The sequence below is a fragment of the Pseudomonas anuradhapurensis genome (assembly GCF_014269225.2).
GTDB lineage: Bacteria > Pseudomonadota > Gammaproteobacteria > Pseudomonadales > Pseudomonadaceae > Aquipseudomonas > Aquipseudomonas anuradhapurensis.
In genome coordinates, this window is sequence record NZ_CP077097.1 from 4,928,565 (window position 1) to 4,953,161 (window position 24,597).

The 24,597-nt window shown below is 63.8% G+C and carries 19 protein-coding genes; 2 read left to right on the top strand and 17 right to left on the bottom strand.

Annotated features, from left to right (window positions below; genetic code table 11):
- Window positions 1–221 precede the first annotated feature (221 nt).
- Together dtd and pip are read right to left on the bottom strand one after the other, a co-directional pair.
- A complete protein-coding gene (gene dtd / locus HU763_RS22555; RefSeq protein ID WP_186684321.1) occupies window positions 222–659 on the bottom strand; it encodes a D-aminoacyl-tRNA deacylase in 438 nt (145 codons plus the stop codon).
- Window positions 656–1,627 (bottom strand): prolyl aminopeptidase, encoded by a 972-nt coding sequence (gene pip, locus HU763_RS22560; protein WP_186672301.1) that lies wholly within the window; start codon window positions 1,625–1,627, stop codon window positions 656–658. The genes dtd and pip overlap by 4 nt, the downstream gene beginning before the upstream one ends.
- A gap of 168 nt (window positions 1,628–1,795) precedes the next feature.
- Here pip and HU763_RS22565 point away from each other — a divergent pair, with 168 nt between their 5' ends.
- On the top strand, window positions 1,796–7,327 hold the full coding sequence (locus HU763_RS22565; RefSeq protein ID WP_225931906.1) for a dermonecrotic toxin domain-containing protein: 5,532 nt from the start codon (window positions 1,796–1,798) through the stop codon (window positions 7,325–7,327).
- A gap of 60 nt (window positions 7,328–7,387) precedes the next feature.
- Here the strand turns inward: HU763_RS22565 and hutG are convergent, their stop codons facing one another.
- From hutG to hutC, 11 genes are all read right to left on the bottom strand, one after another.
- Window positions 7,388–8,191, bottom strand: a complete 804-nt coding sequence (hutG, locus tag HU763_RS22570) for an N-formylglutamate deformylase (protein ID WP_170033244.1) — start codon at window positions 8,189–8,191, stop codon at window positions 7,388–7,390.
- Between the two features lie 10 nt (window positions 8,192–8,201).
- Entirely contained in the window at window positions 8,202–9,407 is a 1,206-nt protein-coding gene (gene hutI / locus HU763_RS22575; protein ID WP_186684319.1) for an imidazolonepropionase, read from the bottom strand.
- 15 nt (window positions 9,408–9,422) lie between these two features.
- Window positions 9,423–10,826, bottom strand: coding sequence for an amino acid permease (locus HU763_RS22580; RefSeq protein WP_170033248.1), 1,404 nt, complete (start codon window positions 10,824–10,826; stop codon window positions 9,423–9,425).
- 64 nt (window positions 10,827–10,890) lie between these two features.
- Window positions 10,891–12,423, bottom strand: coding sequence for a histidine ammonia-lyase (gene hutH / locus HU763_RS22585; protein ID WP_170033250.1), 1,533 nt, complete (start codon window positions 12,421–12,423; stop codon window positions 10,891–10,893).
- A gap of 21 nt (window positions 12,424–12,444) precedes the next feature.
- Window positions 12,445–13,968, bottom strand: coding sequence for an HAL/PAL/TAL family ammonia-lyase (locus HU763_RS22590; RefSeq protein ID WP_186684317.1), 1,524 nt, complete (start codon window positions 13,966–13,968; stop codon window positions 12,445–12,447).
- Between the two features lie 8 nt (window positions 13,969–13,976).
- Window positions 13,977–14,807 (bottom strand): quaternary amine ABC transporter ATP-binding protein, encoded by an 831-nt coding sequence (locus HU763_RS22595; RefSeq protein ID WP_170033254.1) that lies wholly within the window; start codon window positions 14,805–14,807, stop codon window positions 13,977–13,979.
- Window positions 14,804–15,655, bottom strand: coding sequence for an ABC transporter permease (locus tag HU763_RS22600; RefSeq protein ID WP_170033255.1), 852 nt, complete (start codon window positions 15,653–15,655; stop codon window positions 14,804–14,806). Before HU763_RS22600 ends, HU763_RS22595 begins: the two co-directional genes overlap by 4 nt.
- A 26-nt stretch (window positions 15,656–15,681) precedes the next feature.
- Window positions 15,682–16,650, bottom strand: coding sequence for an ABC transporter substrate-binding protein (locus tag HU763_RS22605; protein WP_170033257.1), 969 nt, complete (start codon window positions 16,648–16,650; stop codon window positions 15,682–15,684).
- Between the two features lie 106 nt (window positions 16,651–16,756).
- A complete protein-coding gene (gene hutU / locus HU763_RS22610) occupies window positions 16,757–18,436 on the bottom strand; it encodes a urocanate hydratase (protein ID WP_170033259.1) in 1,680 nt (559 codons plus the stop codon).
- 383 nt (window positions 18,437–18,819) lie between these two features.
- Window positions 18,820–19,395 (bottom strand): HutD/Ves family protein, encoded by a 576-nt coding sequence (locus tag HU763_RS22615; RefSeq protein WP_170033261.1) that lies wholly within the window; start codon window positions 19,393–19,395, stop codon window positions 18,820–18,822.
- The gene (gene hutC, locus HU763_RS22620) at window positions 19,392–20,102 is read right to left on the bottom strand and encodes a histidine utilization repressor (protein WP_170034323.1); all 711 of its coding nucleotides are present in this window, start codon (window positions 20,100–20,102) and stop codon (window positions 19,392–19,394) included. Before hutC ends, HU763_RS22615 begins: the two co-directional genes overlap by 4 nt.
- 143 nt (window positions 20,103–20,245) lie before the next feature.
- Between hutC and HU763_RS22625 the strand changes: the two genes are divergently transcribed.
- The gene (locus tag HU763_RS22625; RefSeq protein ID WP_186684315.1) at window positions 20,246–21,610 is read left to right on the top strand and encodes a formimidoylglutamate deiminase; all 1,365 of its coding nucleotides are present in this window, start codon (window positions 20,246–20,248) and stop codon (window positions 21,608–21,610) included.
- Between the two features lie 115 nt (window positions 21,611–21,725).
- Here HU763_RS22625 and HU763_RS22630 read toward each other — a convergent pair whose 3' ends face one another.
- From HU763_RS22630 to HU763_RS22645, 4 genes are all read right to left on the bottom strand, one after another.
- On the bottom strand, window positions 21,726–22,298 hold the full coding sequence (locus tag HU763_RS22630) for a lipocalin family protein (protein WP_170033265.1): 573 nt from the start codon (window positions 22,296–22,298) through the stop codon (window positions 21,726–21,728).
- Window positions 22,295–22,549, bottom strand: coding sequence for an outer membrane protein assembly factor BamE domain-containing protein (gene bamE, locus HU763_RS22635; protein ID WP_003249234.1), 255 nt, complete (start codon window positions 22,547–22,549; stop codon window positions 22,295–22,297). Before bamE ends, HU763_RS22630 begins: the two co-directional genes overlap by 4 nt.
- 228 nt (window positions 22,550–22,777) lie before the next feature.
- On the bottom strand, window positions 22,778–23,374 hold the full coding sequence (locus tag HU763_RS22640; RefSeq protein ID WP_170033267.1) for a DUF924 family protein: 597 nt from the start codon (window positions 23,372–23,374) through the stop codon (window positions 22,778–22,780).
- A gap of 3 nt (window positions 23,375–23,377) precedes the next feature.
- Window positions 23,378–24,388 (bottom strand): class 1 fructose-bisphosphatase, encoded by a 1,011-nt coding sequence (locus HU763_RS22645; protein WP_186684313.1) that lies wholly within the window; start codon window positions 24,386–24,388, stop codon window positions 23,378–23,380.
- Window positions 24,389–24,597 lie beyond the last annotated feature (209 nt).

Below are 24,597 nucleotides of genomic sequence, written 5' to 3' on the forward strand. Positions count from 1 at the left end.
CGACAAATGCCGGGTTGGCGAGCACTGTTCGGACCCCGTGAGGGCGTAATGATTCCCCAAACGGATCCAGACAATGCTCGAGTCAAAGTGAAACGAACCTGCGAACGCAGGCCCATGCAGCGCGCGATTATCCAGCAGGTCGCGTTACAACGCATCAGGCTGGAACAACTATTTATCGTACAAAACCCCTTGTTTTCCTGTGAACAGGGGGTTTTTCGACCTCATATTTGTAACATAAATGTTACGGGGCCATCATTGACCAGGTGTACCTGCATGTCCGCGCCGAATTGCCCGCTCGCCACGTCGCCATGCCGGGCCTTGGCCTGCTGCAAAAGATAGTCGAACAACTCGGCGCCAAGGGCCGGTGGCGCCGCCGTCGAAAAGCTCGGACGCATGCCATTGCGGGTATCCGCCGCCAGGGTGAACTGGGAAACCAGCAACAGCCCGCCGCCAACATCTTTCAGCGACAGGTTCATCTTGCCCTGATCATCGCTGAATACCCGGTAGTTCAACAGTTTGTGCAAGAGCTTGTCGGCATGCTCAGGCGAATCCCCGGGTTCGACCGCCACCAGCACCAGCAACCCCTGGTCGATGGCGCCGACGATTTCCCCGGCCACCTCGACCCGTGCGCCACGCACGCGCTGCAGCAGGCCCCTCATGCTTCTTCCAGCGGCAGGTCGAGCAAGCGTCGGGCCATCTGGTCGGCAGCACGCACCAGGGCATCGGTGATGCCGGGCTCGGAAGCCGCGTGGCCGGCGTCGCGAATCACCTTCAGCTCACTGTTCGGCCAGGCCTGGTGCAGCGCCCAGGCATTGTCCAGCGGGCAGATCACGTCGTAACGACCGTGCACGATCACCGCCGGCAGGTGGGCAATCTTCGGCAGGTCGCGGATCAGCTGGTCCGGCTCGAGGAACGCGTTGTTCATGAAGTAATGGCATTCGATGCGGGCGATCGACAAGGCGCGTTGCGGCTCGGAGAAGCGGTCGACCACCAGCGGGTTGGGGCGCAGGGTGGCAGTGCGGCCTTCCCAGGTGGACCAGGCCTTGGCGGCGTGCATCTGGGCGATCTGGTCGTTGCCGGTCAGGCGTTTGTGGAAAGCTGCGACCAGGTCGCCACGCTCTTCCGGCGGAATTGGCGCGATGTAGTCCTGCCAGTAGTCGGGGAACAACCGGCTGGCGCCCTCCTGGTAGAACCAATGGATTTCCTGGGGGCGGCACAGGAAGATGCCGCGCAGGATCAGGCCATGCACCCGCTCGGGGTGCGTCTGGGCGTAGGCCAGGGCCAGGGTAGAACCCCAAGAGCCGCCGAACAGCACCCACTTGTCTATGCCGAGATGCTCGCGAATTCGCTCCAGGTCCTCGACCAGGTGCCAGGTGGTGTTGTTCTCCAGGCTCGCATGCGGCGTGGAGCGGCCACAGCCACGCTGGTCGAAGGTGATGATGCGATACAGCGTCGGGTCGAAGTAGCAACGGCTCTGGGCGTCGCAGCCAGCCCCGGGGCCACCGTGGATGAACACCACCGGCAGACCTTCTGGCGAGCCGCTTTCGTCGACATACAGCACATGCGGCGCTTCCACGGCCAGATCGTGCCGGGCGTAGGGTTTGATCTGCGGGTACAGGGTCTGCATTGTGCACTCCGTGTGAGGATTATTCGGCCGTGGGCCATCATAAACCTGAATTGCGCTTTCAGCACCGTCCTCTCTGACACGTTCGCTGCGCAGCGGCAGACATATCTACCTCTCACAGGCCAGGCAAGCCGGTGATAGTCACTTGCCCTACCAAGCAAGGCCGCCTATATGCCAAACCCAGCGATTTCCCAGCCCGGCGTTCACTACGCCACCATCGAACGCAAGATCCCCGCATGGCTCAAACTTGCCCCGCCCGAAACCCACCGCGCGATGCGCAACTGGCAACAGGCCCCCGCCTGGCTGCCAGCGGCGATCCAGCGACAACCGGGCATCGCCAGAGCATGGCAGGAGGAACATGCCCGCCACCGCGAGCACCAGGCCCAGGTACAGAAACTGTTCGAACGGCTACCCGACCTGGAAACCTACGCCAGCGAAACGCTGACCGAGGCGATCAAGCAGCGCTTCGGACTCGACCTGGACGTACGCAACACCTACCTGGTCGATGCCCGCCTGATCGACAGCCGTAACGCGATCGACAGCCGTCAGGCGGTCGATCGGGCCACCCGTTCGCTGTTGCACTGCGCGCTGCACAACTTCGACCAGGCCGCCGCTGAGGAGCATGGCATGGATGCGCCTGATGCCTTGCTGAAAAAGTCGGTCATCCTCGATCACCGCCGCTTCATGGGCACCGTGCCGATCACCAATACGGTGGAGATCGCCGCCGAAGCGTTTGCCGACTTGTGTCGCACCCTGGATATCGGCGGCAAGTACCATGAGCAAGTGCATGCCATCTACTACCCAGCGGGCATGCCGCGAGCAGACGCCGACCAAGCCGCACTGGCCGTCTATGAAACCTTGGGCCGCGCCGAGGTTTCGGCGTTCAGGCAATCGCTGCATTTCGCCCGGCTCAAGGGGGACATCAGCGAAACATTGTACGCCGCCGCCCTGGCCGCGCCACTCGACCAGGCGCCATCGGCCAACTCGACACTCACGTTCAGCTTGCTCGACTTGTGGGAGGCAGAACTGACCGGCGTCGTGCTCATCACGCTGCAAGCAGCCGATCATCAGGCCGTGGCCCTGTATATCCCGGAAGACAGCACGCTGCCCGTCAAGGAGTTCACCAGCCAGGAAGCCTTGTTTGCCGAACTCGGCGAAAGGTTGCAGGCCGATATCCACTATCTGGACAAACACATCGGCGACCGCGACAAACCCTCGATCATCGCCCGCCTCAAGGACCGACTCACACCTCTGGGCTGGAGTACCCGAGGGATCCGAGAACGTGTTGCAGATCCGCATGCCACCCTGTATCCCGTGGCAAAGCCTTTCAGCCATGCGTTCCAGGGCGTCATGGCCTTCCAGAAAACCCAACGCCATGAAAAGGATGTTCTGTTTCATGCCATACCCACCGAGATCGTCGACCGGCGCACCGCGCAAGCGCACCGGGAACTGATCGCGGGGCGTGGGTTGACCGCCTTGAATATCGCCGGGTTCTTCGTGCCCGGGCTGGGTGAGGCCATGCTTGCCGTGTGTTTGGCCCAGTTGGCTTCCGAGGTATATGACGGCATCGAAGCCTGGGAAAACGACGAACGCGACATCGCCTATGGCTACCTGGTCGATGTGTTCGAGAACGTGGCGCTCATGGCGGCGTTCAGCGCGGCGGCCAAAGCCTTGAAGGGCGCACGGGGCGATGAGGCCGGCACTGCCGTGGAGGGGCAAGAGGTCGGTGACGGCGATGACGAGGCCTCGGAAATAGAGCGTATTCCGGTGGAGACGCCCTCATTCATCGAAGAACTGGAAGAAGTGGAAACCACCGATGGCCAGGTTCGCCTGTGGAAACCCGACCTTGCGCCATACCGGAGCACCGAGGCGTTGCCCGAAGGCCTGGAAGCGGATGCGCTCGGCCTACGCCAGCATGATGGCAGGCACTGGCTGGTTGTGCAGGGTGACCAATACATTGTCGAGCAGGAAGCGGTAACCGGCGAATACCGCCTGCAACACCCGCGAGACCCTGGGCGTTATCAACCCCCACTGCGGCACAATGGCGCCGGCGCCTGGTTGCTCGGAACGGATCGACCGCTGAGCTGGTCAGGCATGCAGCTGCTGCGCCGTATCGGCCACTTGAACGCGTATTTCGACGAGGCGACGCTACAACGCATCGTTGCCATCAGCGGCAGCGACGAAGATCAGCTGCGCCGGGCCCTGGCAACGAACCAGCGGCTGCCGGCCCTGCTCGAAGATACCTTGCAACGCTTCAGGCTGGACGACACTCTCCGCCTGCTACCCGACACGCGATCTGCCGAATTCCACAGGGCTTACACCGCCTTGCCGATCGCGCTCGCACCAGGCGCCGAAGCCCTCCTGCGGGTTTCCCCACAACTACCGGCGGTGGTGGCCAATGAACTGGCCCGCGCCGCCAGTACCACAGAATTGCAGATGCTCGGCAACGGCAAGATGCCCCTGCGCCTCAACGAAGAAATTCGCGTCTACCGACAACAGATCCGCCTGGCCCGTGCCTACGAAGGGCTGTACCTGTCCTGCGTGCCGAACTGGGACAGCGACCGGTTGGTCGTGCATACCCTGGCGCAGCTACCGGACTGGCCAGCAGAAACCCGGGTGCGGCTGCTGCAGCGCTGGGCATGGCCGGCTCAGGATTATGAGCTGGGCCCGCTGGGTGGCCTTCCGTACAAAACCATTACCCACGCCGAGGCAGGATACATCGTTCATGACAATGGCCCGTCGAATGCAGTGCCAAGCGTCTACCCCAGCCTTTACGCTGCCTTGTACGAAGCTCTGCCAGTAGCCATGACAACAATGGGCATCAGCGACCAGCAGGCGCTTGAGCGCCTGGTACAGGAAAGCCCGTTACTACCCCGCCCGGCACTGAGGATGCTTCTGGGCATGCAGCCTGTACGCCCCGGCTACCGCTCCCCCATGCGCCTGGCCGATGGCCGCCTGGGCTACCCGCTCAGTGGTGGCGGCGCGGCCGCACAAGGCGTCACCCGCCAGCGCCTGCTCGAAGCCGTCGAGGCCACGGGGCTGGCCACACACTCTGGCCGCTCGGCAGAGCAGATTCTGCTGGCGCTTTCCAGCACCGGCCGTACACCGCTGCAGATTCTCGAACATCTGCAGACATTGATTGAGCAACGCAACGAACTGCTAAGCCGGCTGGATGACTGGAGCGAAGCCATTTCCCCGGCAACCGACCAGGCAGCACGCGACTACGACAACCTGCGTGAAGCGATCCTGCAACACTGGTACGACGTCGCGCTGGACGAAAGCGCCGGGCATGCCGCCGAGCTACGGATTACCCGCGTTCCTCTGGCCGACATTCCTCTGACCTTGCCCGACTTCTTCAATACCCGCGTGCGCAGCCTCAGCCTGGTCGACCTGCCTTCGGGCGCCCTGGCAGGCTGGGCGCAGAACGAGCGCCTGTTGCAACGCCTGCTCAGCCAGATGCCACGGATCGAGTCCCTGGAAATCAGCCGGGCCTATGATCCCAGGGCCACACCATCCTCCTTCCTGTTCAGCATTCCTACCATTACCGAGACCCTGCCCGGCTTGCAGCGGCTGACGTTGACCAACCAGAACATCGCGCTGTCCGAAAGCGACCTGAGCCTGCTGTCGGGGCTCGGCCAATTGCGCTACCTGGACTTGAGCGGCAATCGCGTGGCACAGAACAACAGCCCGAGTTTCCACGAACTGTCCCTGGATTACCTGGGCCTGAACCAGATGCAGTTGTCCCAATGGCCCATCGGCATTGGCAGCGATGCCCTTGGGCGCATCGCCCACTTGTCCCTGCGCGACAACAACCTCAGGTCGTTGCCTTCGTTCCTGCTCAATGAAGCAGGCACCATGGCCACCCCGCCGGTTATCTCGCTGCAGGGCAACAGCATCAATGAGAACGACCTGCAGCGCTTGCTGCTCAATGAGCGTGTCGACATGTCCGGTATCAGCACCGACCAGTCTGCCGCGCTTACCGAGCAACTCACCCGTATCCGCAATGAGCGCCAGCAGATGCGTGATGCGATCGATGGCTGGGCCCACGCCTCCAGTTCGCGCAACCCGCTGACCCAGGAAGCATTGGCGGACAGGCAGCGCATCGGCACCGCGATCAGTGAGTTCTGGCAGCAGCAGGAGCGGGGCCAGCTATACCTGCGCCTGCACCTCGAGGATGTGGCCATCGAGCATTTTCCCCGACGGCTTCCAGCGTTCTTCGGCGACCGCGTACGGGCGCTGAGCCTGACCCGTCTGCGTGGCAGCGCTTCGCAGCTCGATGAACTGTTGCGGCGCTTTCCCAATGTCACCCGGTTGACCATCGATGGCCACCAGGCAGCCACCCCAGCACTGGCCTCGGCCCTGATGCGCCTGCCGCAGCTTACTTTCCTGGAGTTTCGCAACATGGGCCTGGAGATCGACCAGTCCATGCTGGAAGTGTTCGCGCGGCTGGAACAGCTCACCTCGATAGACCTGTCCGGCAACCGTGTGGGGACCATCAACCAGGTGCCAGCACAGTTATCCCACAACCTGCAATCACTGGCGCTGACCAACATGAACCTCCAGGCTTGGCCAAGCTGGTGTGACAGCCTGCTGCCCCTCGAGCTGCTGGACTTGAGCTCGAACAATATCAGCCAGTTGCCCGAGCACATCCTGTCGAACTTGAACAACCCGATGCCGATTTCGTCGATCGCGCTGTTCGACAACCCCTTACCACTCGATACCATCCTGCGCGTGCGGGCATTCTCGGACAGCCAGCACAGCTACTCCTTCGCCCTGGATATCCCCGGTAACCTGCAGCTGGTCGATTCCTCGAGCGAAGGCTCCCTCGATCACCCTCACTTCCCCCTGCTCGGCGACGATACGCCCAGGCTGGAGGACTGGATGCTCGGCAACGAGGCACAGAACGAGGCCTTGCAGGACTGCTGGGCACGCCTGGAGGGCAGTGACCTGCTGCGCCTGGTGGGCCGTTTGCACAATGCCGCTCCCTACGCCGATCCCAAAACCCGAACCACCTTCTGCGAGCGGGTGCGCCTGGTTCTGGTGGCGGCAGCCAGCAACGAGATAGAACGCGCGACCATGGAGCAAATCGCCGTGGACGCCTTGCCTCACCCGGTGACCAAGGTGGTGCCCACCTGCCATGATGGTGCACTGCAGACATTCAACGATATCGAACTGTACCTGATGAACCAGCACCTGCTGATCGACGCTGGCGATACACTGAAAGCACTGCACCGACGCCTGTTGCAACTGTTCCGCATCAATCAGCTGGAGGAACTGGCCAAACACAGGACTGGCTCGGGTGACCACGTCTCGGTGAGACTGGCCTACCGCCGCGAACTGGCCAGGGAGCTGGACCTGCCGCTTTCCGACAGAATGCGTTTCCGAGGTGCCGCGAACCTGGCGGCCGGTGAACTGGCCAGCGTGCTGGAAAAGGTCCGCCAAAGTGAACTGAGCGATGCACTGATCGACTATATGCTGGCGAATAGCGACTGGACCACGCGCCTGCGCGTCGAACATGCCGATCGTTTTGCCGAAATAGAGGCACGCTTCCGCATGCGTGTGCTTGAACTAGCCAGCAAGGACCACCCGCTTCAGGACGAGTTGAACCTGCAGCAAGGCCTGCTGGAAGACAAGCACCAGGAAGAGCGCGAGCTGCTGCGTGAACTCACCCTCGCGCAGATCAACAGCAACGCTGGCAACTGAGGCCTGCTGACTGGCGACGCGCATGCCCTGCATCGCGTCGCCGTTTTCAACCGCCGAAGTCTACCGCCCGTACCGCTCAGCGCCCCACGCCAGCAGTGCCTGCAACAGCCCCCTCAATACCTGCTGCGTCGGCCGGGCCAGGTCTTCACGGTAGGTGAACGGCTCGGTTTCCTCCATGTAGGTACTTTGCGCCAGTTCCAGCTGTACCGCATGAACATGGTTGGCCGGGTCGCCGTAATGACGGGTGATATGCCCCCCCTTGAAGCGCCCGTTGAGCACATGGCTGTAGCCTTGCGCCTGGGCACATACCGCTTGCAACCGCTCGGCCAGTTCCGCATCGCAGCTGGCGCCGTTGAAGGTGCCCAGGTTGAAATCCGGCAGCTTGCCGTCGAACAGGTGCGGAATCAGCGAGCGGATCGAATGGGCATCCCACAGCAAGGCGTAGCCGAACTGTGCGCGCAGCCGGTCCAGCTCACGGCGCAGGGTGCTGTGATAAGGGCGCCAGATCTGCTCCAGATAGGCCGCACGCTCTTCGCCTGTCGGTTGCATGCCGGGCTGGAACAGCGGTTCGCCTTCGAACAGCGTGGCCGGGTACAGCCCGGTGGTGGCGCCGGCATACAGCGGCTTGTCGTCATCCGGCCGGTTCAGGTCAATGACGAAGCGTGAATACTCAGCGGCTACCACACTGGCACCCAGCTCGCGGGCGAAATCGTACAGCCGCGGGATATGCCAGTCGGTATCCGGCAGGCTGCGCGCCGGCTCGACCAGGCCGTCGCGCACGGCGTCGCTCAAGCGCAGGCCGGCATGCGGCATGCTGATCAACAGCGGCAGGTGGCCTTGGTGAAAACTCAGTACCTTGTCCATCGTGTCTCACTCAATTGGGAATTTCCTGGCCCAGGCGCACCACGCGCTTGGGCAGGTCACCGCCCAGCCAGTAGGCCAGGTCGGCAGGGCGTTCGATCTGCCAGGCGACGAAGTCGGCCACCTTGCCTACTTCCAGCGAGCCGTGGCTGCCGCCCAGGCCCAGCGCCGTGGCAGCGTGCACGGTGACGCCGGCCAGGGCTTCTTCCGGGGTCAGGCGGAAGCAGGTGCAGCCCATGTTCAGCATCAGCCGCAGCGACAGCCCAGGCGAGGTGCCGGGGTTGAGGTCGCTGGCCAGGGCAATCTTCACCCCGTGGCGGCGCAGCGCGTCCATCGGCGGCAACTGGGTTTCGCGCAGGAAGTAGAACGCCCCCGGCAATAACACGGCGACCGTGCCAGCCTTGGCCATGGCGATGGCATCTTCCTCGGTCATGAACTCCAGATGGTCGGCCGACAGCGCCTGGTAGCGCGCCGCCAGGCTGGAACCATGCAACGACGACAGCTGTTCGGCGTGCAGCTTGACCGGCAGGCCCAGCTCGCGCGCCTTGATGAACAGCCGCTCGACCTGGGCCGGGGAGAACGCCAGGTGCTCGCAGAAGGCATCCACTGCGTCCACCAGGCCTTCGGCAGCCAGGGCTGGCAGCATTTCGTCGCAGATGTGGGCGATGTAGTCGTCGGCCCGACCGGCGTACTCCGGCGGCAGGGCGTGCGCCGCCAGGCAGGTGCTACGCACTGCCAGCGGCAGCTCATCGGCCAGGCGCCGGGCCACGCGCAGCATCTTGCGTTCGTTGGCCAGGTCCAGGCCATAGCCGGACTTGATCTCGATAGTGGTCACGCCATCGCGCATCAGCGCCTGGACCCGCTGACGGGCACTGGCGAACAGCTCGTCTTCGCTGGCTGCGCGGGTCGCCCGCACGGTGCTGGCGATACCACCACCCTGGGCGGCGATTTCGGCATAGCTCACGCCCTGCAGACGCTGCTCGAACTCGCCGCTGCGGTTGCCGCCGAACACCGCGTGGGTGTGGCAGTCGATCAGCCCGGGGGTGACCCAGGCGCCGCCCAGGTCCACCGTGCGTTCAACCTCGACCGGCGCCAGCTCGGCGCGCGGGCCGATCCATTCGATCAGCCCGGCGCGGGTGACGATGGCCGCGTCCTCGATGGCCGAGTAACGGCCCTCGGCCATGGTTGCCACATGGCAGTGCTGCCAGAGGGTTGTCATGCACAATCTCCTTTGCTAGCGGTGCAGCTCGGCCGGCTCCGCTGCCGGCTGGCCCTGCCCTGCGCGCGGCTTGCACCACAGCAGGTAGGACGCCACCAGGAACACCACCCACAGCACGCCGACGAACAATGCCGCCTGGGTATCGGGGAAGTAACCGAGCACACCAAAGATGAATACCATGAACGCAATGGCCATGGCCGGGCCATAAGGCCAGAACGGTACCGGGAATTGCAGCTTGGCGACCTGGTCGCGGCTCATGCTGCGGCGCATCGCCACCTGGGTGAGCAGGATCATCAGCCACACCCATACGGTGGCAAAGGTCGCGATCGAGGCGATCAGCAGGAACACATTCTCCGGGATCAGATAGTTGAGCAGCACGCCGATCAGCAGCGCAGCGCCCATCACCACCACGGTCATCCACGGCACGCCATGCCTGGACAACTTGCCGAAGCCGCGCGGGGCGTGGCCTTGCTGGGCCAGGCCATACATCATGCGGCCTGCGCCGAAGATGTCGCTGTTGATGGCCGAGATCGCGGCGGAAATCACCACGATGTTCAGCACGGCGGCGGCAGAACCAATGCCCAGGTTGCTGAAGATCTGCACGAACGGGCTGCCCTGGCTGCCGATCTGTGGCCACGGGTACAGGCACATCAGCACCAGCAGGGTGAGTACGTAGAACAGCAGGATGCGCAGCGGCACGGCATTGATCGCCTTGGGGATCACGCGCTGCGGGTCCTTGGCCTCACCGGCGGTGACGCCGATGATCTCGATGCCGCCGAAGGCAAACATCACCACGGCAAAGGAGGCGATCAGGCCACCTACGCCATTGGGCATGAAGCCACCGTGCTCGAACAGGTTGCTGATGCCCACGGCCTGCCCGTTGCCTGCCTGGCTGAAGCCGAAGGCCATGATGCCGAGGCCGGCCAGGATCATCGCGACGATGGCGCCGACCTTGAGCAGCGACAGCCAGAATTCCATCTCGCCAAATACCTTGACGTTGCACAGGTTGAGGCCACCGATCACGAAGACGATGCCCAGCACCCAGATCCAGCGGGCCACCTCCGGGAACCAGAAGCCCATGTAGATACCGAAGGCGGTGACGTCGGCAATGGCGACGATGACCATCTCGAAAGCGTAGGTCCAGCCGAGGATGAAGCCGGCCATGGGGCCGAGGTAGGTGCTGGCGTAGTGGCCGAACGAGCCGGCAACAGGGTTGTGCACGGCCATTTCACCGAGCGCGCGCATGACCATGAACACGGCAGCGCCACCGATCAGGTAGGCCAGCAGCACGGCCGGGCCGGCCATCTGGATGGCCGAGGCGGAGCCGTAGAACAGCCCGGTGCCGATGGCGGAGCCGAGGGCCATGAAACGGATATGGCGGGCTGACAGGCCACGCTTGAGACCTTGAGCTTGTTGCATGTCACGTCCTTGAGTTGTTTTTGTGGTCGTGAGATCGAGGGGGCCGCACAGCGGCCCCAGGGCATTACAGGCTTGGCAGCACACCCGCCGGCAGCAGGCCGGTCAGGCAGCCCTTGGCCAACAGTTCCACGGCCTTTTCGATATCGGGCGCAAAGAAACGGTCACGGTCGTAGTGCGGTACTTCGCTGCGCAGCGCCTGGCGCGCCTGCTCCAGCTTGGCGGAGGTCTTCAGGCCCTTGCGCAGGTCCAGGCCCTGGCAGGCGCCCAGCCATTCGATGGCCAGCACGCCACGGGTGTTCTCGGCCATTTCCCAGAGGCGCTTGCCGGCAGCCGGGGCCATCGACACGTGGTCTTCCTGGTTGGCCGAGGTCGGCAGGCTGTCGACACTGTGCGGGTGCGACAGCGCCTTGTTTTCGCTGGCCAGGGCGGCAGCGGTGACCTGGGCGATCATGAAGCCGGAGTTGACCCCGCCGTTTTCCACCAGGAACGGCGGCAGCTGGGACATGTGCTTGTCCATCATCAGCGAGATGCGGCGCTCGCTGAGCGAGCCGATTTCGGCGATGGCCAGGGCAATGTTGTCGGCGGCCATGGCCACCGGCTCGGCGTGGAAGTTGCCGCCGGAGATGACGTCGCCCTCGGCGGCGAACACCAGCGGGTTATCCGACACGGCGTTGGCCTCGATGCCCAGCACTTCGGCGGCCTGGCGCAGCTGGGTCAGGCAGGCACCCATGACCTGCGGCTGGCAGCGCAGCGAGTACGGGTCCTGGACCTTGTCGCAGTTCTTGTGCGACAGCGAGACTTCGCTGGAATCGCCCAGCAGGTCACGGAAGCAGGCAGCGGTATCGATCTGGCCACGCTGGCCACGCACTTCGTGGATACGCGCATCGAACGGCGAGCGCGAGCCCAATGCCGCTTCGACGCTCAGGCCGCCGCAAGCGATGGCCGCGGCATACAGGTCTTCGGCCTGGAACAGGCCACGCAGGGCATAGGCGGTGGAAGCCTGGGTACCGTTGAGCAGGGCCAGGCCCTCCTTGGCGGCCAGGGTCAGCGGCTCGAGGCCGGCGACCGCCAGGGCTTCGGTGGCTGGCAGCCACTGCCCCTTGTGGCGGGCCTTGCCTTCGCCGAGCAGTACCAGCGACATGTGCGCCAGCGGGGCGAGGTCGCCGGAGGCACCCACCGAACCCTTGAGCGGAATGTGCGGGTAGACCTCGGCGTTGACCAGCGCGATCAGCGCGTCGATGACCTTGCGGCGGATGCCGGAGAAGCCACGGCTGAGGCTGTTGATCTTCAGCACCATGATCAGCCGGACCAGGTCATCGTCCAGCGGCGCGCCGACACCGGCAGCGTGGGAGAGCACCAGCGAGCGCTGCAGGTTTTCCAGGTCGTGGCTGGCGATGCGGGTCGAGGCCAACAGGCCAAAACCGGTGTTGATGCCATAGGCGGTACGGTCTTCGGCAATGATCTGCTCGACGCAGGCAACGCTGGCGTCGATGGCCGCACCGGCACAGGCATCCAGGCTCAGGTGCAGCGGCGCCTGGTGGATGCGGCGCAGCTGGGCCAGGGTCAGCTGGCCAGGGATGAGGTTCAGGGCTTCCACGTAACGTCTCCTTTCTATTGTTCAGTGCGCGGCCGGCAGCACAGGCTGCGGCGCGGGCGAGGATTTCAGCAGCGCGGCGGCGCGGGCGATGTCCGGCGCCAGCCAGCGGTCTTCCAGGTACGCCGGTACCTGCTCACGCAGCAGGCGCCAAGCGGCATGGGTACCAACGCCGAAGCGCTGGCCGTTGAGGAATTCGAATGCCTGGGCGGCCAGCAGGTACTCGATGGCCAGAATCTGGAAGCAGTTCTCCAGCACCTGGTGCAGTTTCAGGGCGGCATTGGTGCCCAGGCTCAGATGGTCTTCCTGCAACCCGGAGGTGACGTAGTTGTCGAGCACTGCCGGTTGCGCCAGTTGGCGGTTCTGCGCGCACAGCGAGGCGGCCACATATTGGGCGATCATCATCCCCGAATTGACCCCTGGGTTGCTGACCAGAAACGCCGGCAGGCCGCTGACCAGCGGGTTGACCAGGCGGTCCAGGCGGCGCTCGGCGATCGCACCGATCTCGGCCATGGCAATCGCCAGCAGGTCGGCAGCCAGGGCCACCGACTGGCCGTGCGGGTTGGCCTGGGAAACCACCCGGAAGGCGTCCGGCGTGCCCAGCAGCAACGGATTGTCGTTGGCGCCGTTGAGTTCGGCCTCGATCTGCTTCTGTACATGCGCCAGCTGGTCGCGGGCGGCGCCGTGCACCTGGGGGATCGAGCGGATACTCAGGGCGTCCTGGGTACGGATGCCTTTGCTGGCCGCGATTACTTCGCTGTCGGCCAGCAACGCGCGCAGGTTCGCGCCCACCACCTGCATGCCCGGATGGGGCTTGAGGGCAATGATCTCGGGGTCGAATGCATCGATCTGGCCGCGCAGCGCTTCGAAGCTCATGGCGCCGATCACGTCAGCCCATTGCAGCAGCTGGCTGGCATCGTCCTGGGCCAGGCAGGCCAGCCCGGTCATGCACGGCGTGCCGTTGACCAGACACAGGCCGTCCTTGGCCCCCAGCTGTACCGGCGCCAGGCCTGCATCGGCCAGGGCCTGGGCGGCATCGACAATCTGCCCGCGGTAGCTGACCTTGCCGATGCCCAACAGGCACACGCCAACATGGGCCATGTGGGTCAGGTAGCCAACCGAACCCTGTGACGGCACCTGCGGGGTGATACCGTGGTTGAGCAACGCCAGCAATGCCTCGACCACACTGCGCTGGATACCGGACTTGCCATGGCTGTAGTTGCAGATGGCCGCACAAATGATCGCCCGGGTCTGATCATCAGCCAGCGCCGGGCCAACGCCACAGGCGTGGCTGAGCAAGGTGTTGCGTGACAGCTGGCTGAGCTGCTCGCCCTGCAGCGACACATTGCACAGCGCGCCCAGCCCGGTGTTCACCCCATAGGCGCGCTCACCGCTGGCGACGATATGGCGAACGATCGCCTGGGCATTGTCGATGCGTGCCCAGACCTGCGGGGCCAGCTCGAGGCGCGCCCCTTGGCGGGCGACCGCGGCGATGTCCTGCCAGCGCAGTGCAGCGCCGCTGAGAATGACCGTATCGACCTGCGACATGTTGCCTCTCATACCGCGACCGCGCGGCGCTGGACAAAGCGGTCGACATATTCATCGGCCGGGTCGTGAAGGATCTGGTGCGGCGTGCCGACCTGGATCAGGCGGCCATCCTTGAGGATCGCGATGCGGTTGCCGATGCGCACGGCCTCGTCCAGATCATGGGTGATGAACACGATGGTCTTGTGCAGGGTCTTCTGCAGCTCCAGCAACTGGTCCTGCATTTCGGCGCGGATCAGCGGGTCGAGGGCGCTGAATGCCTCATCCATGAGGATGATGTCGGTATCCGCCGCCAACGCCCGTGCCAGGCCGACGCGTTGGCGCATGCCGCCGGACAGCTGGTGCGGGTACTTCTTCTCGTAGCCCTTCAGGCCGACGGTCTCGATCCACTGCTGCGCGCGTTCGGCACACAGCTGCTTGCTCTCGCCGCGCACCTTCAGGCCATAGGCGACGTTGTCCAGCACATTGCGGTGCGGCAGCAGGCCGAAGCTCTGGAACACCATGCTGATCTTGCGCCGGCGAAATTCGCGCAAGGCGTCCATGTCGTACTGCAGGATGTCCTCGCCATCGACCAGGATCTGCCCGCTGGTGGGGTCGATCAGGCGGTTGAAATGGCGTACCAGCGTCGACTTGCCCGAACCGGACAGGCCCATGATCACGAAGATCTCGCCACTGCCGATGGACAACGACAGGTCGTTGACGCCAACCACGCAACCGGTCTGCGCCAGCACCTGGTCCTTGCCATGGTTGTTGCGGATCAATTGCAGGGCCTCGTCGGCACGGTCGCCGAAGATCTTGAAGACGTTTTTCACTTCGATCTTGCTGATCGGCTGCATGCTCATTTGCTCACCTCATGGCGTGGCCGGCCATAGGCCTGGGTAATGCGATCGATCACCACCGCGAGAATCACGATGGCCAGGCCTGCTTCCAGGCCACGGCCGACGTTGAGGGTCTGGATACCGACCAGCACGTCCTCGCCCAGGCCACGGGCGCCGATCATCGAGGCGATCACCACCATCGACAGGGCCATCATGGTGGTCTGGTTGATACCGGCCATGATGCTCGGCAGCGCCAGCGGCAGTTGCACGCCGAACAGTTGCTGCCAACGGTTGGCGCCGAAGGCGTTGATCGCTTCCATCACTTCGCCATCGACCTGGCGAATGCCCAGGTCGGTCAGGCGGATCAGCGGTGGCGCCGCGTAGATCACCGTGGCGAAGATCGCCGGCACCTTGCCCAGGCCGAACAGCATCAACACCGGGATCAAGTACACGAAGCTGGGCATGGTCTGCATGATGTCCAGCAGCGGCATCAGCACCGCGCGCAGGCGGTTGCTGCGCGCCGACAGGATGCCCAGGGGGATGCCCACCAGGACCGAGATCAGCGTGGCCACCAGCATCAGCGCCAGCGTCTGCATCAGTTTGTCCCACAGGCCGACAGCGCCCACCAGGAACAACAGGCCGGTGATCACCAGGGTCGGCAGGACACGCCGGGTTGCGTGCCAGGCGATGACTGCCACCACGCCGAGCATCAACCACCACGGCGTTGCACGCAGCGCGCCTTCGAGGCTGACGATCGCCCACAGCAGGGTGTCGGAGATGTGCCGGAACACATCCCCATAGTTGGTCACCAGGGCGTCGACCCAGCCGTTGACCCAGTCGGCGATGGAGAATGTCAGGTTGTCAGGAAACATAGGTTCCACTCATCAGCTGAGGACGCTCAGAGCGCCGCGTTGATCTTCTTGGCAGCCTCTTCGCTGACCCAGGCCTGCCAGACTTCAGGATGTTCCTTGAGGAACGCCTTGGCCAGCGCGGGCGACTCGATCCGATCCTTGGTCATGCGGGCCAGGTTCTGGTTCAGCAGGTCGATCGGCAAGTTGACTTTCTGCAGCACCTCGACCAGCTCCGGCGCCTCGTCGTGGAAGGCCTTGGACAGGCCGACCTTGATCGACACGGTCTTGTCCACGCCGTCTTTTTCCTGCAGCTTGACCAGGTCCACCTGGCCCATCAGCGGGGTGGGTGTCCAGTAGTAGAACAGGATCGGCTCGCCGCGCTTGTAGCTCGACAGCACGGCGGCATCCAGCGCCGGGCCGGTGCCGGGGCGGAAGTTGGTGTAGCTGCTCTCCAGGCCGTATTCCTTGAGCATCTTGGTGTTGTCCAGCTCGCAGGTCCAACCGGCCGGGCAGTTGTAGAAGCGGCCTTTGCTGGGCTCTTCCTGGTCCTTGAACACGCTGGAATACTTGGCCAGGTCGGCCACGCGCTTGAGGTCCGGTGCCTTGGCTTCGAGGTTGCGCTTGGCGTCGCCCTCGATCACGTAGCGCGGCACGTACCAGCCCTCCTCCGCCCCTACGACCGGAGCACCCACACCGACCACCTTGCCGGCGGCTTCGGCCTTGTTCCAGACCTCGCTGCGGCCAACCCATTCTTCGGCGAATACCTGGATGTCATTGGTACCCAGGGCGTTTTCCATGGTGATGGAGTTGCCCGGCAGGCTGTCGGTCGAACAGCCGTAGCCATTCTTCAGCACGAATTGCATCACGTCGGTCAGCAGCATGCCGCTTTCCCAGTTCAATCCGGCGAACTTCACCGGCTTGCCAGACTCGCACCAGCCAGCGGCCTGGCTGCTACCGGCAGCACCGAGCAGGCCAAGGGCAAACAGCGAAGCAAGCAAGGTCTTGTTGGTTTTCATTGCGTGACGCTCCCAAACTTGAAAGTGGAATTCGGCAGTCCTTGCAAGAAAAAAGCTGGCTCCCTAAAGGTGCTGCGTGGATCAACTCGCAGCACCCAGGGGGCTATCAGCCAGTGATCATCGGTAGGTTCAGACCCTGCTCTTTGGCGCAATCGATCGCGATCTGGTAACCCGCGTCGGCGTGACGCATCACCCCGGTGGCCGGGTCGTTGGTCAGCACGCGGGCGATACGCTCGGCCGCCGCGTCGGTGCCGTCACACACAATGACCATGCCAGAGTGCTGGGAGAAGCCCATGCCCACGCCACCGCCATGGTGCAGCGAAACCCAGGTGGCGCCGCTGGCAGTGTTCAGCAACGCGTTGAGCAGCGGCCAGTCGGACACAGCGTCCGAACCGTCCTGCATGGCCTCGGTCTCGCGGTTGGGGCTGGAAACCGAACCCGAGTCGAGGTGGTCGCGACCGATCACGATCGGGGCCGACAGCTCGCCACTGCGCACCATCTCGTTGAATGCCAGGCCCAGCTTGGCCCGCAACCCCAGGCCAACCCAGCAGATACGGGCCGGCAGGCCCTGGAAGCTGATGCGCTCGCGGGCCATGTCCAGCCAGCGGTGCAGGTGGGCGTCGTCCGGGATCAGTTCCTTGACCTTGGCGTCGGTCTTGTAGATGTCCTCGGCCTCGCCGGACAGCGCGGCCCAGCGGAACGGGCCGATACCGCGGCAGAACAGCGGACGGATGTACGCCGGGACGAATCCTGGGAAGTCAAAGGCATTGGCTACGCCCTCTTCCTTGGCCATCTGGCGGATGTTGTTGCCGTAGTCGAAGGTCGGCACGCCTTGCTTCTGGAAGTCGAGCATGGCCTGCACGTGCACGGCCATCGACTGCTTGGCGGCCTTGACCACGGCGGCCGGCTCGGTCTGCGCACGGTCGCGATACTGCTCCCAGGTCCACCCCGCCGGCAGGTAGCCGTTGAGCGGGTCGTGGGCGCTGGTCTGGTCGGTGACCATGTCCGGGCGCACGCCGCGCTTGACCAGTTCCGGCAGGATCTCGGCGGCGTTGCCGTGCAGGGCGATGGAAATCGCCTTGCCTTCGGCGGTGTACTTGGCGATGCGCGCCAGGGCGTCGTCAAGGTCGTGGGCCTGCTCGTCGACGTAGCGGGTCTGCAGGCGGAAATCGATACGGCTCTGCTGACATTCGATGTTCAGCGAGCACGCGCCGGCCAGGGTCGCTGCCAGTGGCTGGGCGCCGCCCATGCCGCCCAGGCCAGCGGTCAGCACCCATTTGCCTTTGAGGCTGCCCCCGTAGTGCTGGCGACCAGCCTCGACGAAGGTTTCGTAGGTGCCCTGGACGATGCCCTGGCTACCGATGTAGATCCAGCTGCCGGCGGTCATCTGGCCGTACATGGCCAGGCCCTTGGCATCCAGTTCGTTGAAGTGCTCCCAGTTGGCCCAGTGCGGTACCAGGTTGGAGTTGGCGATCAGCACGCGCGGGGCGTTGGCGTGGGTCTTGAACACACCGACCGGTTTGCCCGACTGCACCAGCAGGGTTTCATCGTCGTTCAGCTGGGTCAGGCTCTCGACGATCTTGTCGTAGCAAGCCCAGTTGCGTGCGGCGCGGCCAATGCCGCCATACACCACCAGTTCTTTCGGGTTTTCGGCAACCTGCGGGTCGAGGTTGTTCATCAGCATGCGCAGCGGCGCTTCAGTCAGCCAGCTCTTGGCGGTCAGCTTGTTGCCACGCGGGGCGCGGATCTCGACGTCACGGAATTTGTTCAGCTTGTTGTCAGTCACGAAAAGTGCTCCTCGAGCGATCTATCCAAAACCCGACGCGATCGGCGGGCCAGTGGTGCGGTCTGTACAGCGCGAAGTGGACGGCCTATCCACTTTCGCCTACTTGGCTTTACTTGTACATACAAGCATATGCAATTGAACGGCCAAGTTGCTTCGCTGGGTGTTTTTTCAACCCCGTCCATGGCGTTGCAGCACGCATGGCGCAAGGGATGCAGAAAAACTAAAAAAACTGGAGAGGCGATTGGAGAGGAAGACGAGGATCAGAAGGCGTTGCGCCATCTTGGGGCATTCGGTAACAGGCCAGACCTTTTCGGGGCGTTACCGGGTAACTCTTGGTGGGGCGGCGCGGCCCTTTCGCCTGGTTGCGAAGGGCCGGCGGGTACTCAGGAAAGCGCGGTCAGCTCGATGACACAGCAGCGACCGAGCACTTCCACCTCCAGGAGGCGGTCGTTACCGCTGAGGTGCAGGCAGTCATACAGCCCCAGCGCCGGCTGCAGTTGGCCGTCGATAGTCACCGCCAACTGCGCCTGGCCACTGAACACCAGTACGGTGCTGGCGGCACTGAACAGCCGGCTGCCGCCGTGGTACCACTGCAGTCGCGCACGGTAACGCAGTGGTGCGTAGATCAGGTTGAAGTCGCGGATCGCCCCGCCCAGCAGCGAGCAGTTCACCTGGCTTTCACCGCTGAACGCATAGGCGTCGAAGGGCACCAGTGGGCGGCTGGGCTGGCCATCCACCGTAAGGCGCATGCCATCGCCTTGCAGCACGGTGATGATGCGCTGATACCCGGCGAAGGTGGAAAAGCCACCGGAGGCCTCGATATCGGCTATCGACAGGCGCCAGCCGAAGCCCTCGAGCCCGTCGCCTGCGTCACGGGTGATTTCCTCGGTGAACCCGCCACCGTTCTTCCACGGCATGCGCGGGTAGTCTTTGGCACGCAACCATTGCAGTTGGCTCATTTGCTGAAACGTCCTTCCAGGCGATGACGGGAACCAGGGTGGATCAACCGCGCTGCGGTGACAGGCTGGCGACCGGACCAGGTACGGCGGCGAATCAGCAGGCACGGCTCACCTTGCTCGATCTGCAGCAGCTTGCATTCGTCAGGCTCGGCGAGAATGGCTTCGACAACGTGCTCGCCTTCAGTCAGTGGCGCTACCTGGGACAGGTAGGCGTAGGGCGTCTGCCGGGTGAAATCCTGCTTGAGGTAGTCCGGGGCGATCTGTGCATTGACGTAACGGTCTTCGATTTGCACCGGGACGCCGTTTTCGTAATGCACGATCAACGAATGGAACACCCGCTGGCCTTCGCGCATATCGAGGGCCAGCGCGCGTTCGGAGCCGGCGGCCTCCTCGGCCAGGGTGATCACCTGGCAACTATGCTGGTGGCCACGGGCAGCAATCTCGTCAGCGATGTTGTTGACTTCGAACAGCGCCGAACGGGTCTTGGGCTCGGCAACGAAGGTGCCGACCCCCTGCATGCGCACCAACAGCCCTTCGGCGGTCAGCTCGCGCAATGCGCGGTTGATGGTCATGCGGCTGAAGCCCAGCTGGCTGACCAGCTCGCTCTCGGAAGGCACGCGGTGGTGCGGCGGCCAGCTGCCATTCTCGATCTGCTGGACGATCATCTGCTTGACCCGGGCGTACAATGGCGCCGGGCCCTCGCCCATTTGGGCCACCAGCGCGGAAACAGAAGGTGTCGGCACGGCGTTTGATCCTTGTGCGAATAGATTGATGGTAGCTTGCCGGAGTTTACCCGGCAGGCAAACGGCTGTATATGTATATACAAGCCGAACAATAACAGGATAGCGCAATGCCCGCCTATTACGCCGAACGTGCCCTCCTGCCCACCGGTTGGGCCCACAATGTCCGTTTCGAGGTAGCCGCCGACGGCACCCTGGCGGCAATCGCAGCCGATGCCAGTGGCGAAGGCGCAGAGCGCCTTGGCGGCCCTGTGCTACCAGGCATGCCCAACCTGCACTCGCATGCCTTCCAGCGGGCCATGGCGGGCCTGGCGGAGGTGGCTGGCAACCCCAACGACAGCTTCTGGACCTGGCGCGACCTGATGTACCGCCTGGTTGGCCAGATCAGCCCGGAGCAATTGCAGGTGATTGCCCGCCAGCTGTACATCGAGATGCTCAAGGCCGGCTACACCTCGGTGGCCGAGTTCCATTACGTGCACCACGATCAGGCTGGCCAGGCCTATGCCGACCCGGCCGAGCTGTCCCGCCGCATCAGCGCGGCCGCAGCCGACAGTGGCATCGGCCTGACCCTGCTGCCGGTGCTGTACAGCCATGCCGGGTTTGGCGGCCAGGCGCCGAGCGATGCGCAGCGGCGCTTCATCAACTCCACCGAAAGGTATCTGCAGTTGCAGGCGCGACTGGCCCCCTTGCTGGCCGGGCAAGCAACGCAGCAACTGGGTTTGTGCTTCCACTCGCTACGGGCGGTGACGCCTGGGCAGATTGCCGAAGTGCTGGCAGCCAGCGACCAGCAATGCCCGATACATATCCACATCGCCGAGCAGCAGAAGGAAGTCGATGACTGCCTGGCCTGGAGCGGCCAGCGCCCGTTGCAGTGGCTGTACCAGCATGTGGACGTCGACCGGCGCTGGTGCCTGGTGCATGCCACCCATGCCGAGCCGGATGAAGTCAGCGCCATGGCGCGCAGCGGCGCAGTGGCCGGGTTGTGCCTGACCACTGAAGCCAACCTGGGCGACGGGATCTTCCCGGCAGTGGACTACCTGGCCCAGGGCGGTCGCCTGGGCATCGGCTCCGACAGCCATGTATCGCTGAGCGTGGTGGAGGAACTGCGCTGGCTGGAATACGGCCAGCGGCTGCGAGACCAGCGGCGCAACCGCTTGTATCGCGGCGACCAGCCGATGGTCGGGCGCACGTTGTATGACGCCGCGCTGGCCGGTGGCGCGCAGGCGTTGGGGCAGGCAGTCGGGGAACTAGCGGTGGGCAAGCGTGCCGACTGGCTGGTGCTCGATGGGCAGGATCCCTACATCGCCATGGCCGAGGGTGATGCCATTCTCAACCGCTGGCTGTTTGCTGGTGGTGATCGGCAGGTGCGCGATGTAATGGTGAACGGGCAGTGGGTGGTGCGCCAGGGCCGACATGCGCAGGAAGAGGAAAGCGGGCGGGCGTTTGCCGGGGTGTTGCGCCAGCTGTTGGGGTAGATGTAATTGGGGCTGTCTTGCAGCCCATCGCGACACAAGGCCGCTCCTACAGGTGATACCGCCCCCTGCAGGAGCGGTCTTGTGTCGCGATGGGCCGCAAAGCGGCCCCAGCCATTCAATGCATCTTGACGATCTGCTGGTCGGAAGCACGCCAGATCAAGCGGCTGGTGTCATACCCCTGTTGCCGCGCCCTGGACATCAGGTTCTCGCGCTCCCAGGCCGGTAGCGTCGGCGTTCGCGACAGGAGCCACAAGTGCTTGCGGTCCGGGCTGCCAACCACTGCCGTGCGATAACGCTCGTCCACATACAGAATCCAGTACTCGCCCCTGGCCACGCCTGGCACCAGCTTGGTGAACCAGTTGTCGAACTCGACCCACAACTTGTCGGTGTGGCCCGGCTCCTGAATGTTCGCATGCCCTTCTGCACGCAGCCATTCATCACCCATGGTGCGGCAACGGTTGAGCACACCCAGGCTGCCATCGACCCTGAGGTTGTAGTGCGCCTCGGATTGCTCACAACCGTCCTGGTAGCGCATCGGCAAGCGTGCCAGCTCGTACCATTTGCCCTGGTAGCGCTTGAGGTCGACGTTGCCAGCGGTTTTCGGCGCCAGCGGGTCGTGTACCGAGCCAGCACAGCCGCCCAGCAGCAACGCCAGGCATACCCCCATCAGCAGGTACAGGCGCCTCATTTGAGGCCCTGCCCGGAATACATCAGCACCTTGTCAGCCGCGTACTGCACGCTGATGAAGCTCTTCTCGTCCCCCCAGGTGCAGCTGCTCATGCCCAACGCGCCGGAACACTCGGTCGGCGTGCCGAGCAACTGCTCGACCTCGGCCTTGTTCATACCGGCCTTGATCTTGGAATAGTTTTCCTGATTGATCTTGCTGCAGGCAGTCAGGACGACGCACAGCGACAACAGGGCGAGGGAACGCAACGACATGAAGGACACTCCTGGACAGGGGATACAGGCGAGTGGCCTGCAGTGACCTTCGACGGAAAAATCCCTCCCAGGTTCCCTGCCCGCCCCCCCTTTCCCCTACACCATTGGTCGGATGGCCACTACTGTGCGATTAATCACAAAGAAATAGTCTTTTGCGAATAGAAAAAGGCCGCGCCTGGACAGACGCGGCCTTTCATCGTAACGGCAGGCGTAGCAGGTACCACGGCCTCAGAACCTGGAACCGGGCTCCAGTAGAAAATCCATTTCTTCACTGGTACTGGGCCGCTCCAGCACCAGGTTGCGGTGCGGAAAGCGCCCGAACCGGGCGATTACCCGCTGGTGCTGCTCGGCATAGTCGAGGAAGCCTTCGAACAGGCGGCGGTTCGCCTCAGGCTGCTCGTCCAGCAGCATCTGGTAGCGCTCGACACACAGGTTTTGCCAGTCCAGCACCTCGGCATGCTCCAGCACCAGCAGCACGAATACCCGCTGGATCGGCAGCAGCTGGTAGTCCCAGCCCTTCTGCAAGCCCTGCATGGCCACTACCTGGGCACGCCGGTCACCTTCGAAGGCACGTGGCGTATCGCGATAGATCATGCGCGGCAACTGGTCCAGCAGGATCAGCAGGCCCAGCCAACCCTGCGGACTCTGCTGCCATTCGTCGAGCCCGCCCGCCAGGGCGTGCTCGACCAGCTCGCCAAACAGCGCATGGGCCTCGGCATCGTGATGCTTGCCGAACCACAGCGTGCTCTTCTCGTCAGCCACGGCCTGGGGACTGGTGCCCCAACCGAACCACCACTCCAGCAACGGCTGCCAAGGTGCGAGCATGACTTACTCCTTGTGGTAGGCGGTGACGCGCTCGACCTCTTCCTTCGAGCCGAGGATCACCGACACGCGCTGGTGCAGGCTCTCTGGCTGGATGTCGAGGATACGCTCGTAACCGTTGGTGGAAGCGCCGCCGGCCTGCTCGATGATGAACGACATCGGGTTGGCTTCGTACATCAGGCGCAGCTTGCCCGGCTTGCTCGGCTCGCGGGCGTCACGTGGGTACATGAACAGGCCGCCACGGGTGAGGATGCGGTGCACGTCGGCCACCATCGAGGCGATCCAGCGCATGTTGTAGTTCTTCTTCAGCGGGCCGGTCTCACCTGCCAGCAGTTCGCCCACGTAGCGCTGCACCGGCGCTTCCCAGTGGCGCTGGTTGGACATGTTGATGGCGAATTCGGCGGTGCTTTCCGGCACGCGGATGTTTTCATGGGTCAGGACGAAGCTGCCCAGCTCGCGGTCCAGGGTGAAGCCCTTGACGCCGTTGCCCAGGGTCAGGATCAGCATGGTCTGCGGGCCGTAGATGGCATAACCGGCGGCGACCTGCTGGGTGCCTGGCTGCAGGAAGGCTTTTTCGTTCAGGGTTTCATTCTGGCTCAGGTACTCGTTGGGGCAACGCAGTACCGAGAAGATGGTGCCGACCGACACGTTGACGTCGATGTTGGACGAGCCGTCCAGTGGGTCGAAGACCAGCAGGTAGGCGCCTTTCGGGTATTTGCCCGGGATCTGGTAGGCATTGTCCATTTCCTCGGAAGCCATGCCGGCCAGGTGGCCACCCCACTCGTTGGCCTCCAGCAGGATGTCGTTGGAAATCACGTCCAGTTTCTTCTGGACTTCGCCCTGCACGTTCTCGGTGCCCATGCTGCCCAGCACCCCGCCCAGGGCGCCTTTGGACACGTGGTGGCTGATTTCCTTGCACGCACGCGCCACCACCTCGATCAGGAAGCGCAGATCGGCAGGGGTATTGTTGCTGCGGGTCTGCTCAATCAGATAGCGACTCAGGGTAACGCGGGACATGTATGGCTCCGAAAGGATTGTGGGGATAAAAACCCACGCAGTTTACAGGGAGAGTTGCGGGCTAGCGAGTGATGAGACTCGCCACGGCACTCAGACGGCACAATAGGTCGGTAGTTCAGCGGGCGCCAGGCCGATGGTCTGGTTGTGGGCCCATTCGCGGGCACGCCCGCCCCCATGCGTTCTCCGTGGCAGCGGGCGTGCCGGCGAAT

Excerpts from the sequence above, each read along its gene's own strand:
- HU763_RS22630 (WP_170033265.1), bottom strand. The coding sequence starts at position 22,298 with ATGAGGCGCCTGTACCTGCTGATGGGGGTATGCCTGGCGTTGCTGCTG.
- HU763_RS22645 (WP_186684313.1), bottom strand. The coding sequence starts at position 24,388 with ATGTCCCGCGTTACCCTGAGTCGCTATCTGATTGAGCAGACCCGCAGC.
- HU763_RS22615 (WP_170033261.1), bottom strand. The coding sequence starts at position 19,395 with ATGAGCCAACTGCAATGGTTGCGTGCCAAAGACTACCCGCGCATGCCG.
- hutI (WP_186684319.1), bottom strand. The coding sequence starts at position 9,407 with ATGACAACCCTCTGGCAGCACTGCCATGTGGCAACCATGGCCGAGGGC.
- hutC (WP_170034323.1), bottom strand. The coding sequence starts at position 20,102 with ATGGGCGAGGGCCCGGCGCCATTGTACGCCCGGGTCAAGCAGATGATC.
- HU763_RS22625 (WP_186684315.1), top strand. The coding sequence starts at position 20,246 with ATGCCCGCCTATTACGCCGAACGTGCCCTCCTGCCCACCGGTTGGGCC.
- hutG (WP_170033244.1), bottom strand. The coding sequence starts at position 8,191 with ATGGACAAGGTACTGAGTTTTCACCAAGGCCACCTGCCGCTGTTGATC.
- HU763_RS22640 (WP_170033267.1), bottom strand. The coding sequence starts at position 23,374 with ATGCTCGCACCTTGGCAGCCGTTGCTGGAGTGGTGGTTCGGTTGGGGC.
- HU763_RS22595 (WP_170033254.1), bottom strand. The coding sequence starts at position 14,807 with ATGAGCATGCAGCCGATCAGCAAGATCGAAGTGAAAAACGTCTTCAAG.
- HU763_RS22600 (WP_170033255.1), bottom strand. The coding sequence starts at position 15,655 with ATGTTTCCTGACAACCTGACATTCTCCATCGCCGACTGGGTCAACGGC.
- HU763_RS22590 (WP_186684317.1), bottom strand. The coding sequence starts at position 13,968 with ATGTCGCAGGTCGATACGGTCATTCTCAGCGGCGCTGCACTGCGCTGG.
- dtd (WP_186684321.1), bottom strand. The coding sequence starts at position 659 with ATGAGGGGCCTGCTGCAGCGCGTGCGTGGCGCACGGGTCGAGGTGGCC.
- pip (WP_186672301.1), bottom strand. The coding sequence starts at position 1,627 with ATGCAGACCCTGTACCCGCAGATCAAACCCTACGCCCGGCACGATCTG.
- HU763_RS22605 (WP_170033257.1), bottom strand. The coding sequence starts at position 16,650 with ATGAAAACCAACAAGACCTTGCTTGCTTCGCTGTTTGCCCTTGGCCTG.
- HU763_RS22565 (WP_225931906.1), top strand. The coding sequence starts at position 1,796 with ATGCCAAACCCAGCGATTTCCCAGCCCGGCGTTCACTACGCCACCATC.
- HU763_RS22580 (WP_170033248.1), bottom strand. The coding sequence starts at position 10,826 with ATGCAACAAGCTCAAGGTCTCAAGCGTGGCCTGTCAGCCCGCCATATC.
- bamE (WP_003249234.1), bottom strand. The coding sequence starts at position 22,549 with ATGTCGTTGCGTTCCCTCGCCCTGTTGTCGCTGTGCGTCGTCCTGACT.